Source organism: Enterobacter sp. 237C8 (genome assembly GCF_034106865.1).
Classification (GTDB): domain Bacteria; phylum Pseudomonadota; class Gammaproteobacteria; order Enterobacterales; family Enterobacteriaceae; genus Enterobacter; species Enterobacter asburiae_B.
On record NZ_JAWNDF010000001.1, the window covers coordinates 177,861 to 190,354 of the forward strand.

Below are 12,494 nucleotides of genomic sequence, written 5' to 3' on the forward strand. Positions count from 1 at the left end.
AGGCTGAAAAAAGTAACAGTCTGGCGCTAAAAGACTATAACAGTTGACTCCCCGCAACCTCACAGCGTTTTGATGATTTTTGCCGGATTGCCACCAACGACGACGTTAGCCGGGACGTCTTTCGTCACGACGGCGCCGGAGGCCACCACCACATTATCACCAATGGTGACGCCAGGGTTAATGACAGCCCTGCCGCCAATCCAGACGTTATTGCCAATATTGACGGGTTTTCCAAACTCCACGCCGCTGTTTCGTTCTTCCGCGTCCAGGGGATGGGTAGCCGTATAAATATGAACACCCGGTGCGAGCATGCAGTTATCGCCAATATGAACAGGGCAGACATCCAGCATCACGCAGTCGAAGTTAGCGTAAAAGTTTTTGCCCAGATAAATGTTATATCCGTAGTCGCAGCGGAAGCTCGGCTCAATATAAGCGCCTGCACTTTGTCCCAGAAGTTCCGCCAGAATGTTCTGGCGTTCTGTTTTTTCATCAGGCGCGGTATGGTTATAGCGGTAAACCAGATGGCGGGCCCGCAGTCGGTCAGCCCGTAACGTCTCATCGCCGGGGCGGTAATGTTCACCGGCAATCATTTTCTGTTTTTCTAAGCTCATTGGAAACCTCTCTGGATGTTATTACCGAAGGGTAATCGGAACAGGCCAGAAGGGGAACGTTCCCGAAAAGCCGATGTGACTGACGTCACAACATTGCTGCTGATGAACACGTTTTACACGGAGACCTGGCCTGGGCACAGGGAGCATAACGGGACAGGTAAATACTCAGAACGAGGCGTAGAACTCTACAGACACCCTTCAAAGATTAACGGACAAATTTCCACACAGAAGTAGGGATTTTGTCATACAGTTTATTCATTGTCAGTTCAGCAAGACGATGGTCAGCGGCTGAATAAAATACCGCCAGTTCATTATCAGAAAGCTCGTATTTATTCTTTTCAATGACGCGCTCAAGCGTATCAATTGACTGACAACGTCGTAAGCGCATCAAATAATCGATTTTTGTGAGTGGTTTATCAGACATAAATTCACCTTAGTAATTGTAATAATTTTAACAGGAAAGACTCACCGGGTTAGCTCTGCTCACGTTGACGAAACAGCGGAATAGCCGATTTCCCGATTTACGCCATTTTTGCAAATCCTGCGCGTTAATGCCGTAACTGCTGAACAACATAAAGGTGTCGTCCAGGTATTCATCAATTTGCTCAATGAGCTTATTATCTTCATTGTACTTAATTTTATAATTAAGTGCGAAGGTTGCGATATGCTCTATCAGCTCATTCAACTGTAAATTGATGGCAGATGTTGGGTCGTTTACCCAGCCATGGTTACTTTCATCAAGATTGGCAAGGCAGTCATGGTACAAGGATTCGCAGAGAAATTTCAACTGCGCGATATCATGCCTTTTTGGCGAGTACTCGTCCATAGCGCATCCCCTTCTGAGTGATTTCTTACTCACCGAACATCATTGTCGGGATGGATACAACTGACTTAGCTACATGAGTGCTGTGTTCCTGATAACCTAACTATAAGCCACTCCTTCCTGGATTTCACCGCGCTATTACGAAAAATTACAAATAAAAACCGCAGGCTGGGAGCGTGTACGCAAATGGTCACCCTGGACTCAACGTTTTTATCCAAATTAACGACGGGGTTTTATCGCTTCCTTACGTTTCATCGGCTTAGCAAAAATGATGAGAAAAGTTCAGATTCAGACTTATCTTTGTAAGAACTTCTTATTAGGAATATTCCTAATAGCTTAAGCGGGGAAATGAAATTAAAAAAATCCTGAATTCACCGATTAAGGTATCAGTTAATTATGATATGTCTATTTAAGATGGCAGAAAATAAATAGAGCCACAATAAGCGTAATTTATGATTTTTTCTGAAAATGAAAAAGGCCGCTAATGCGGCCTTTTTATCATGTGGAACCGGTATCAGTGAGGTTCTACCGAATGACTGTGTTCAACATCTTCATTCTTGCGGCTAAAGCGGCGGCGAACCACCACGAAGAACACCGGTACGAAGAAGATAGCCAGTACGGTCGCGGTAACCATACCGCCCATTACGCCTGTACCTACCGCGTTCTGCGCGCCGGAGCCTGCGCCGGAGCTGATAACCAGCGGCAGGACGCCGAGGATAAACGCCAGCGACGTCATCAGGATTGGGCGCAGACGCATACGAACCGCTTCAAGCGTCGCCTCAATAAGGCCTTTGCCCTCTTTCTCCATCAGATCTTTGGCGAATTCAACGATAAGTATCGCGTTCTTCGCCGACAAGCCAATGGTTGTCAGCAGGCCTACCTGGAAGTAAACGTCGTTGGTCAGTCCGCGGAACGTTGCCGCAAGCAGCGCACCGATAACCCCGAGTGGAACCACCAGCATAACGGAGAACGGAATCGACCAGCTCTCGTACAGTGCCGCCAGACACAGGAAGACCACAATCAGTGAAATGGCGTACAGGGCAGGGGCCTGGTTACCGGACAGACGTTCCTGATAGGACATACCGGTCCAGTCGTAGCCGATACCCGCAGGCAGTTTGCTTGCCAGTTCTTCCATCAGGTTCATGGCTTCACCGGTGCTTCGGCCCGGAGCAGCCTGACCCAGGATCTCCATCGATGGCAGACCGTTATAGCGTTCCAGACGCGGAGAACCGTATTCCCAGCGTGAGGTTGAGAACGCCGAGAACGGTACCATCTGACCATTGCTGCCGCGCACGAACCAATTGTTGATATCGTTTGGCAACATACGGTACTGCGCCTCGGACATCACGTACACTTTCTTCACACGACCGCGGTCGATGAAGTCGTTAACGTAGCTACCGCCCCAGGCTGCGCCCAGCGTGGTGTTGATGTCACTGATGGATACGCCCAGCGCCTGGGCTTTCTCCTGGTCGATATCGATCTTGTACTGCGGCGTATCTTCCAGGCCGTTTGGACGCACGCCGACCAGCAGGTCAGGGTGTTTAGCGACTTCACCAAACAGCTGGTTACGCGCCTGCGTCAGTTTTTCGTGGCCCAGACCGCCCTGGTCAATCAGCTGGAAGTCGAAGCCGGTCGCCGTACCCAGTTCAACAATCGCTGGCAGGTTAAAGGCGAAGACCATCGCATCTTTAATCTGCGAGAAGGTGCCCATTGCACGACCGGTGATAGCTTCAACCTTGTTCTTTTCGCCCGGACGTTCAGACCAGTCTTTCAGAGAAACGAAGGCAATACCGGTGTTCTGACCACGACCCGCAAAGCCAAAGCCGTTAACCGCAAACACGGACTCAACGTTGTCTTTCTCTTTGGTGAGATAGTAGTCCGTCACTTCATCCAGCACTTTCTGGGTACGCTCTTGCGAGGCACCCGCTGGAAGCTGTGCCATCGTCAAGAACACGCCCTGGTCTTCATCTGGCAGGAACGAGCTTGGCAGACGAACGAACAGGAAGGCCATGCCCACCACGATGATGATATAGAGCAGCAGGTAACGACCGGTGCTGCGCAGGATGTTACCCACGCTGTCGGTGTAGTGGTGCGTGCTCTTATCGAACATGCGGTTAAACCAGCCGAAGAACCCTTTATGCTCGCCGTGACCGCCTTTCTGAATCGGCTTCAGCATGGTGGCACACAGCGCAGGCGTCAGGATCAACGCCACCAGCACCGACAGCGCCATCGCGGAAACGATGGTAATGGAGAACTGGCGGTAAATCGCACCGGTAGAGCCCCCGAAGAAGGCCATCGGGATAAATACCGCAGACAGCACCATCGCGATACCGACCAGCGCGCCCTGGATTTGACCCATTGATTTACGGGTCGCTTCCTTCGGCGGCAGACCTTCCTCCGCCATCACACGCTCGACGTTCTCGACCACGACGATGGCGTCATCCACCAGCAGGCCGATGGCGAGCACCATCCCGAACATCGTCAGGGTGTTTATCGAGTAGCCAAATATCGACAGGATCGCAAAGGTCCCGAGCAATACCACCGGCACGGCAATCGTTGGGATAAGCGTCGCGCGGAAGTTTTGCAGGAACAGGTACATCACCAGGAATACCAGGATGATCGCCTCAACCAGCGTCTTAACCACTTCATGAATCGAGATTTTGACGAACGGCGTGGTGTCGTACGGATAAACGATTTTCAGACCTGACGGGAAGAACGGTTCCATCTTCTTCAGCTCTGCGCGGATCGCCGTGGCGGTGTCCAGGGCGTTAGCGCCGGTCGCCAGTTTGATACCCAGACCGGAAGCCGGTTTACCGTTGAACTTCGCGATGATGTCGTAGTTCTCACCGCCCAGCTCAACTTTCGCCACGTCGCGCAGGCGAACCTGCGAACCGTCCTGATTCACCTTCAGCAGAATTTTGCTGAATTCATCGGCAGAGGTCAGACGGGTCTGCGCGATGATCGAGGCGTTAAGCTGCTGGCCTTTCACCGGCGGCGTACCGCCTAACTGACCGGCCGCTACCTGGGCGTTCTGCGCTTTAATCGCGCTGATCACGTCAACCGGCGTCAGCTGGAAGTTGTTCAGCTTGTTCGGATCCATCCAGATACGCATCGCGTACTGGGAACCGAACAGCTGCACGTCACCCACACCGGAAGTACGGCTAATAGCGTCCTTCATGTTGGCGCCCACGTAGTCGGAAATATCCTCCTGCGTCATGGTGCCGTTGGTGTTGATAACGCCGACAACCATCAGGAAGCTACTGGACGATTTCTCGACGCTCACACCCTGCTGTTGTACTTCCTGCGGCAGCAAAGGCATTGCCAGCTGCAGTTTGTTCTGCACCTGAACCTGCGCAATGTCAGCATCCGTACCTGACTGGAAGGTCAGGGTGATCTGCACCGTACCGGTGGAGTCACTGTTTGAGGACATGTACATCAGGTTATCGATACCGTTCATGTTCTGTTCGATAACCTGGGTGACGGTGTCCTGCACCGTTTTCGCATCAGCCCCCGGGTAGGTTGCGGAAATTGTCACCGCCGGTGGCGCAATCGTTGGATATTGCGCGACAGGCAGCTTCAGGATCGCAAGTCCCCCGGCCAGCATGATGATTATGGCGATCACCCACGCAAATATGGGGCGATCGATAAAGAAATTAGGCATGTCTTAACGGCTCCTGTTTAAGTTAAGACTTGGTTTGTTCTGACTGGCCAGCGGCCGAAGCTTGTTGTTTATCGTCAGATTTCACTTCCTGTGCTTTAACCTGCGCGCCAGGACGAACTTTTTGCAAACCAGTAACAATCACGCGATCGCCATCTTTCAGACCTTCCGTCACCAGCCATTTATCGCCAATCGCCTGGGTGGCGGTGATATTGCGCGTTTCGACTTTGTCATCAGCCCCAACAACCAGCGCGCTCGCATCGCCGCGTGGCGTACGGGTCACACCCTGCTGTGGAACCAGAAGTGCGGTTGGATTCGTTCCTTCTTCCAGACGCGCGCGAACGAACATACCTGGCAGCAGATTTTTGTCAGGGTTCGGGAAAATCGCACGTAAGGTGATGGAACCGGTAGTCTGGTCGACCGTCACGTCAGAGAATTCCAGGGTTCCTTCCTGCGGGAACTTGATACCGTCATTGGTAATCAGCTCCACTTTGGCTTTGCCGTTTTCCTGTTTCAGGGTGCCGTTAGCCAGCTCCTGTTTCAGGCGCAGGAAATCGTTGCTGGACTGCGTCACGTCAACGTAGATCGGATCAAGCTGCTGCACGGTTGCCAGCGCATTGGTCTGACCGTTCTGCACCAGCGCCCCTTCCGTGACGGAAGATTTACCAATACGACCGCTGATAGGGGAGGTCACTTTGGTATAGGCCAGGTTAATGCGCGCGGTTTCGACGGCCGCTTTGGCTGCCACCACGGCCGCGTTAGCCTGCTGTGCATCGGCCAGAGCGGTATCGTAATCCTGTTGGCTGATGTACTTGGTACCGAGCAGCTTTTGGTAGCGGTTCAACGTCAGCTGAGCAATTTTGGCCGCGGCTTGTGCTTTCGCCAGGTCGCCTTTCGCACTTTCATAAGAGGCCTGATAGGTTGCTGGATCAATCTGATACAGAGACTCACCGGCTTTCACATCACCACCTTCGGTGAAGTTACGCTTCAGGATAATGCCGCTGACCTGAGGACGCACTTCCGCAATGCGGTAAGCATTGGTACGGCCTGGTAATTCGGTGGTGATTTGTAGAGGTTCAGATTTGAGCGTCACGACGCCTACTTCTGGCGCCTGCTGAGCTCCTTGTTGAGCTGGTTTGTCGTCACATCCTGTTAGCGCTAAGCTGCCTGAGAGCATCAGAACGACCGCCAGAGGCGTTAACCCTCTGTTTTTGTTCATATGTAAACCTCGAGTGTCCGATTTCAAATTGATCAAGGGTCCTGAGTCTAAAAACCCATTGCTGCGTTTATATTATCGTCATGCTATGGTACATACATTCACAAATGTATGTAAATCTGACTCCTGTAAATTCACCCACCTATGGCACGAAAAACTAAACAACAAGCGCTGGAAACCCGACAACACATTCTGGATGTGGCAATACGTTTGTTCTCGCAGCAGGGTGTTTCATCCACCTCGCTGGCGCAGATTGCTCAGGCTGCCGGTGTGACGCGAGGAGCGATTTACTGGCATTTTAAAGATAAGTCAGATCTGTTCAGTGAAATCTGGGAGCTTTCAGAGTCCAGCATTAGCGATCTCGAGAGTGAGTATCGGGCAAAATTCCCTGACGATCCACTCTCAGTATTGAGAGAAATATTAGTATATATCCTTGAAGCAACGGTAGTTGAAGAACGTCGCAGATTAATGATGGAGATTATTTTTCATAAATGCGAGTTCGTGGGCGAGATGGCGGTGGTGCAGCAGGCGCAACGCAGCCTTAGCCTGGAGAGCTATGATCGTATTGAACAGAATCTGAACCTGTGTATGCAGGCAAAACTCTTACCGGCCAATCTCTTGACCCGACGGGCGGCAATCCTGATGCGCAGCTACATTTCAGGTCTGATGGAAAACTGGCTTTTCTCGCCGCAATCCTTTGACCTCAAAGAGGAAGCCCGCAGCTACGTGGCGATTTTACTGGAAATGCTACAGCTCTGCCCCACGCTGCGCAGCGACGCGCCTTCGCTAACGGCCTGATCCCTTTCCAGGATTTATCTCAGAGGATAACGTTCGCGCTATTCTGCTTTCAGCGAGCGTGATATTCTTCACGCCGGACTATTTTCGGTCATCTTCTGACATCATTCACAACTATGCTGCCCATCAATCGCTCGCAACATCCTGTTTTTGCATTGCTCTTTGCGATGCTGTTTTTCTTCGCCACGGCGCCGCTGACCTGGGCCCGCGCCGATAACAGCAATGATATTCCCTCGCGCAGCGATGTTCAGTCGCAGCTCGACACGCTGAACAAACAAAAAGATCTCTCCCCTCAGGAGAAACTCGTCCAGCAGGATCTGACGGAAACGCTGGAAACGCTGGATAAAATTGAACGCATCAAAGCGGAAACCGTCCAGCTTCGCCAGAAGGTGGCGCAGGCGCCTGAAAACATGCGTAAGGCCACCGACGCGCTGAATGCCCTCAGCGATGTGGATAACGATGACGAGACGCGCAAGACGCTCTCGACGCTCTCTTTACGCCAGCTGGAGTCCCGCGTCGCGCAGCTGCTTGACGACCTGCAAACCGCGCAGTCGGATCTCGCCACCTATAACAGCCAGCTTGTCTCGCTGCAGACCCAGCCCGAGCGCGTGCAAAACGCGATGTACGCCGCGTCTCAGCAGCTGCAGCAGATCCGCAACCGTCTGAACGGCACGACGGTAGGCGAAGGCACGCTGCGCCCGACGCAGCAAACCCTGCTGCTGGTACAGCAGACCTTGCTCAATGCGCAAATCGAACAGCAGCGTAAAAGCCTGGAAGGGAATACGGTGCTGCAGGACACGCTTCAGAAACAGCGTGATTACGTCACCGCGAATATTAACCGCCTGGAACACCAGCTTCAGCTGTTGCAGGAGGCGGTCAACAGCAAACGCCTGACCCTGACGGAAAAAACCGCCCAGGAGGCCGTATCGCCTGACGAAACCGCCCGCATTCAGGCAAATCCGCTGGTGAAACAGGAGCTCGAGGCCAACCACCAGCTTAGCCAGCGCCTGATACTGGCGACGGAAAACGGCAACTCGCTGGTTCAGCAAAATATCAAAGTGAAGAACTGGCTGGATCGCGCGCTGCAGGCTGAACGCAACATCAAAGAGCAGATTGCGGTCCTGAAGGGCAGCCTCCTGCTGTCGCGTATTCTCTACCAGCAGCAGCAGACGCTCCCGTCCGCCGATGAGCTGGAGGACATGACCAACCGCATTGCGGATTTACGTCTGGAACAGTTTGACGTCAACCAGCAGCGTGATGCCCTTTTCCAGAGCGATGCCTTTGTCGCCAAAATTGAAGAGGGGCATTCCAGCGACGTGAACCCGGAAGTGCACGACGCGCTGCTCCAGGTCGTCGATATGCGTCGCGAGCTGCTGGACCAGCTCAACAAACAGCTGGGCAACCAGCTGATGATGGCCATTAACCTGCAAATCAACCAGCAGCAGCTGGTGAGCGTCTCGAAAAGTCTGCAGGAGATACTGACCCAGCAGATTTTCTGGGTGAACAGCAACAAGCCGATGGACTGGGACTGGGTCAAATCCTTCCCGGAGACGCTGAAAACGCAGATTAAGAGCATGAAGATCACCGTAAACTGGGAGAAAGCCTGGCCTGCGGTGACGATTGCCCTGCTGGCGGGATTACCGCTGCTGCTGATTGCCGGTCTGATCCGCTGGCGTCTGGGCTGGCTGAGAAACTACCAGGCGAAGCTGGCCTCCGAAGTGGGGCAGCTGCGCAACGATAGCCAGCTCCATACGCCAAAAGCGATTCTCATCGATCTCATCCGCGCCCTGCCGGTGTGTCTGATTATTCTGGCCGTGGGCCTGATTCTGCTCACCATGCAGCTCAACGTCAGCGACCTGCTGTGGGCGTTCAGTAAAAAACTGGCGCTGTTCTGGCTGGTGTTTGGCGTGTGCTGGAAGGTGCTGGAAAAAGACGGCGTGGCGGTGCGTCATTTCAACATGCCAGCGCAGCTGACCAGCCACTGGCGTCGTCAGATTGTGCGCATCAGCCTGGCGCTCCTGCCGCTGCACTTCTGGTCGGTTGTCTCTGAGCTTTCTCCGCTGCACCTGATGGATGACGTGCTGGGCCAGCTGGTTATCCTGCTGAACCTGCTGCTGATTGCGATCCTGATGTGGCCGATGTGTCGCGACAGCTGGCGTGATAAAGAGTCCCACAATATTCGCCTGGCCACCGTGACGGTGCTGGCGATCATTCCGCTGGCGCTAATGGTGCTGACGGCAACGGGCTACTTCTATACCACGCTGCGCCTGTCCGGGCGCTGGATTGAAACGGTCTATCTGGTGATCGTCTGGAACCTGCTCTATCAGACCGTGCTGCGCGGCCTGAGCGTGGCGGCCCGCCGCATTGCCTATCGCCGTGCTATCGCGCGTCGTCAGCATCAGGTTAAAGAGGGGGCCGAAGGCGCGGAGCCTCAGGAAGAGCCGACCATCGCCCTGGAGCAGGTTAACCAGCAGACGCTGCGCATCACCATGCTGGTGATGATCGCCCTGTTTGCGGTGATGTTCTGGGCTATCTGGTCCGATCTTATTACCGTTTTCGCCTATCTCGACAGTATTACCCTCTGGCAATACAACGGTACCGAAGCGGGCGCGGCGGTCATGAAAAGCGTGACCATGGGCAGCCTGCTGTTTGCGCTGGTGTCGTCGGTGGTGGCCTGGGCGCTGATTCGCAACCTGCCAGGCCTGCTTGAAGTGCTGCTCCTGTCACGTCTGAATCTCCGCCAGGGGGCGTCCTACGCCATTACCACGATCCTCAACTACGTGATCATTATTGTTGGGGCGATGACGGTCTTTGGCTCGCTTGGCGTCTCGTGGGATAAACTGCAGTGGCTGGCTGCCGCCCTCTCGGTCGGTCTGGGTTTTGGCCTGCAGGAGATCTTCGGTAACTTCGTGTCCGGCCTGATCATCCTGTTCGAACGTCCGGTACGAATCGGTGATACCGTCACCATCGGCACCTTCTCCGGTACGGTCAGCAAGATCCGTATTCGTGCCACCACCATCACCGACTTCGATCGCAAAGAGGTGATCATCCCGAACAAAGCGTTCGTGACCGAGCGCCTGATCAACTGGTCGCTCTCCGATACGGTGACGCGCGTGGTGATCCGCCTGGGCGTAGCCTACGGATCGGATCTGGAGAAGGTGAAAGAGGTACTGCTCAAGGCGGCGTCAGAACACCCGAAAGTGATGCACGATCCGGCGCCGGCGGTCTTCTTCACCACCTTTGGGCCGAGCACGCTGGATCACGAGCTGCGTTTATACGTGCGCGAGCTGCGTGACCGCAGCTACACGGTGGATGAACTCAACCGCTCTATCGATCGTCTGTGTCGTGAAAACGATATTAATATCGCCTTCAACCAGCTTGAGGTTCACCTGCGCAACGAGAAGGGTGATGAGCATACGGAAGTGAAGCGCGACATTAAGGGTGACGATCCTACGCCTGCTTAATCTATTTTCTCTCAGCCCTCAGGGGCGAGGGAACGATTTTCCCCCTCTCCCTCAGGGAGAGGGCTGGGGTGAGGGTAATTTTCCTTCAAAATCCCGCCGCACAATCTCCAGCGCCTTAAGCACCGTCTCGGCGGGGATCTCATGATTCTCGAGAAGCATAATCAAATCGACGGCCAGCTTGACCTCATCGGGTGCATTTTCCAGTGACATGGGTGTGGCTCCTGTTAACGGGTCAAACGTTCAATGACGCGCTCAATCTCGTCCCGCGCCTGACGGCAGCGGACGATACGTCCTTCCAGCGCGCTAATCTCGCGCATCAATAGCTGCTGCTCTTCCAGCGTCTCGCTGTTGTTTAGCCGCGTCTCGCGCTCGCGCTTCATCTCAAAGAGCCGGCGCTCAAACTCCTGGTTCTCCAGCCGCTTGCGCTGCCATTTACCGAGCCCCGGCGAGGCGCTGTCCCAGGCGCGCAGCGGCCAGGCGGCGATTTCGCGATGCAGAGCGGTGATCTGCTCTGTGAGATGCTCTGCGAGCCACGCCACCTGTTCCTGCTGTTCACTCTCAACCGCATGGCGAAGCTCGTCGAGGTTCGTCTGCGCTTCCGCCAGGTAATCCTGAATGACGGTGCTGCGGGTACGAAAAAGCTGCCGGTCAAAGCGCGGTTTCAGCGTGGCGTGGCCCATCAGCGGTGTAGCCTGCTCCCGCAGAGCACTAAGCTGATTTTGCAGCCTCTCAAGAAGCAGTGCTGTTTTCAAGGCGCTCTCCAGTGGTAAAGTAGCCGTTCAGTTTGATAACGATTCGCATTATGAAGCGTACTATTTTAATCATCATTGGCTGGCTCGCGGTAGTGCTTGGCACGCTGGGCGTGTTTTTACCCTTGCTGCCGACCACCCCGTTTATCCTGCTTGCGGCCTGGTGCTTCGCCCGCTCGTCGCCGCGTTTTCACCACTGGCTGCTCTATCGCTCGTGGTTTGGCGGCTATCTGCGGCACTGGCAAAAACACCGGGCCATGCCGCCCGGCGCGAAGCCGCGCGCGATCGCGGTGATCCTCATCACCTTCGCTATTTCATTATGGCTGGTGAAAATGATGTGGGTACGTATTCTGCTGCTGGCGATCCTCTCCTGCCTGCTTTTCTTCATGTGGCGGATCCCCGTGGTTGATGAAAAGCAACAAAAGCACTGAAGCCTCATCATGGCTGTTGCAATTATCACGCGCAGCCAGTAAATTCGACCGTTTTCGAGCACAGGTGCGCCTGGTCAAAGGTTAATCAATTGTTGCCTTGGCCGACTCGTTGCGCGCTGTGAGTAACACTGTTTCATTTAGGCAAAACCGATGACCGCAACTGCACAGCAGCTTGAATATCTGAAAAACAGCATCAAAAGCATCCAGGACTATCCAAAGCCTGGCATTCTTTTCCGTGATGTCACCAGCTTGCTGGAAGACCCGAAAGCGTACGCGCTCAGCATTGAACTGCTGGTCGAGCGTTATAAAAACGCCGGGATCACCAAAGTAGTAGGTACCGAAGCCCGTGGCTTCCTGTTTGGCGCACCGGTTGCGCTGGCAATGGGCGTGGGTTTTGTGCCGGTGCGTAAGCCGCGCAAACTGCCGCGTGAAACCATTGCTGAGAGCTATGAGCTGGAGTACGGCACCGATCAGCTGGAGATCCACGTTGATGCGATCAAGCCTGGCGACAAAGTGCTGGTGGTGGACGATCTGCTGGCAACCGGCGGTACCATTGAAGCGACCGTGAAATTGATCCGTCGTCTGGGTGGTGAAGTGACCGACGCGGCATTCATCATCAACCTGTTCGATCTCGGCGGTGAGCAGCGCCTGGAAAAACAGGGCATCACCAGCTACAGCCTGGTGCCTTTCCCGGGTCATTAATCCCGGTTTTCACAACCTCGCTCAATGGGTGAGGTTGTGATAGCA

10 protein-coding genes and 1 pseudogene are annotated in these 12,494 nt (G+C 54.1%); 4 read left to right on the plus strand and 7 right to left on the minus strand.

Annotation, left to right across the window (positions count from 1 at the left end; translation table 11 throughout):
• Positions 1-59: 59 nt before the first annotated feature.
• The 5 genes from maa to acrA form a co-directional block, all read right to left on the minus strand.
• Positions 60-611: a maltose O-acetyltransferase gene (maa, locus tag USF70_RS00885; RefSeq protein WP_023310599.1), complete on the minus strand. Its 552-nt coding sequence runs from the start codon at positions 609-611 to the stop codon at positions 60-62.
• Between the two features lie 205 nt (positions 612-816).
• On the minus strand, positions 817-1,035 hold the full coding sequence (locus tag USF70_RS00890) for an HHA domain-containing protein (RefSeq protein ID WP_008499287.1): 219 nt from the start codon (positions 1,033-1,035) through the stop codon (positions 817-819).
• A 27-nt stretch (positions 1,036-1,062) separates the two neighbouring features.
• Positions 1,063-1,437, minus strand: coding sequence for an Hha toxicity modulator TomB (gene tomB / locus USF70_RS00895; protein ID WP_008499288.1), 375 nt, complete (start codon positions 1,435-1,437; stop codon positions 1,063-1,065).
• Between the two features lie 511 nt (positions 1,438-1,948).
• A complete protein-coding gene (gene acrB / locus USF70_RS00900) occupies positions 1,949-5,095 on the minus strand; it encodes a multidrug efflux RND transporter permease subunit AcrB (RefSeq protein WP_063145542.1) in 3,147 nt (1,048 codons plus the stop codon).
• 22 nt (positions 5,096-5,117) lie between these two features.
• Entirely contained in the window at positions 5,118-6,311 is a 1,194-nt protein-coding gene (gene acrA / locus USF70_RS00905) for a multidrug efflux RND transporter periplasmic adaptor subunit AcrA (protein ID WP_029741963.1), read from the minus strand.
• A gap of 141 nt (positions 6,312-6,452) precedes the next feature.
• Here acrA and acrR point away from each other — a divergent pair, with 141 nt between their 5' ends.
• Entirely contained in the window at positions 6,453-7,106 is a 654-nt protein-coding gene (acrR, locus tag USF70_RS00910; RefSeq protein WP_033144791.1) for a multidrug efflux transporter transcriptional repressor AcrR, read from the plus strand.
• Between the two features lie 113 nt (positions 7,107-7,219).
• On the plus strand, positions 7,220-10,567 hold the full coding sequence (gene mscK, locus USF70_RS00915) for a mechanosensitive channel MscK (RefSeq protein WP_232938490.1): 3,348 nt from the start codon (positions 7,220-7,222) through the stop codon (positions 10,565-10,567).
• Between the two features lie 11 nt (positions 10,568-10,578).
• On the opposite strand, the pseudogene rsmS reads toward mscK, so the two are convergent.
• Positions 10,579-10,777, minus strand: a pseudogene (gene rsmS / locus USF70_RS00920) (pleiotropic regulatory protein RsmS).
• A 14-nt stretch (positions 10,778-10,791) separates the two neighbouring features.
• Complete coding sequence (gene priC, locus USF70_RS00925; protein WP_047061255.1) at positions 10,792-11,319, minus strand: primosomal replication protein N''; 528 nt, start codon at positions 11,317-11,319, stop codon at positions 10,792-10,794.
• Between the two features lie 50 nt (positions 11,320-11,369).
• Here priC and USF70_RS00930 point away from each other — a divergent pair, with 50 nt between their 5' ends.
• Both USF70_RS00930 and apt read left to right on the plus strand, forming a co-directional pair.
• The gene (locus USF70_RS00930; protein ID WP_033144794.1) at positions 11,370-11,747 is read left to right on the plus strand and encodes a DUF454 family protein; all 378 of its coding nucleotides are present in this window, start codon (positions 11,370-11,372) and stop codon (positions 11,745-11,747) included.
• A gap of 150 nt (positions 11,748-11,897) precedes the next feature.
• Positions 11,898-12,449: an adenine phosphoribosyltransferase gene (gene apt / locus USF70_RS00935; RefSeq protein ID WP_000127359.1), complete on the plus strand. Its 552-nt coding sequence runs from the start codon at positions 11,898-11,900 to the stop codon at positions 12,447-12,449.
• Positions 12,450-12,494 lie beyond the last annotated feature (45 nt).

Excerpts from the sequence above, each read along its gene's own strand:
- mscK (WP_232938490.1), top strand. The coding sequence starts at position 7,220 with ATGCTGCCCATCAATCGCTCGCAACATCCTGTTTTTGCATTGCTCTTT.
- acrB (WP_063145542.1), bottom strand. The coding sequence starts at position 5,095 with ATGCCTAATTTCTTTATCGATCGCCCCATATTTGCGTGGGTGATCGCC.
- acrA (WP_029741963.1), bottom strand. The coding sequence starts at position 6,311 with ATGAACAAAAACAGAGGGTTAACGCCTCTGGCGGTCGTTCTGATGCTC.
- acrR (WP_033144791.1), top strand. The coding sequence starts at position 6,453 with ATGGCACGAAAAACTAAACAACAAGCGCTGGAAACCCGACAACACATT.
- tomB (WP_008499288.1), bottom strand. The coding sequence starts at position 1,437 with ATGGACGAGTACTCGCCAAAAAGGCATGATATCGCGCAGTTGAAATTT.
- USF70_RS00930 (WP_033144794.1), top strand. The coding sequence starts at position 11,370 with ATGAAGCGTACTATTTTAATCATCATTGGCTGGCTCGCGGTAGTGCTT.
- apt (WP_000127359.1), top strand. The coding sequence starts at position 11,898 with ATGACCGCAACTGCACAGCAGCTTGAATATCTGAAAAACAGCATCAAA.
- maa (WP_023310599.1), bottom strand. The coding sequence starts at position 611 with ATGAGCTTAGAAAAACAGAAAATGATTGCCGGTGAACATTACCGCCCC.
- USF70_RS00890 (WP_008499287.1), bottom strand. The coding sequence starts at position 1,035 with ATGTCTGATAAACCACTCACAAAAATCGATTATTTGATGCGCTTACGA.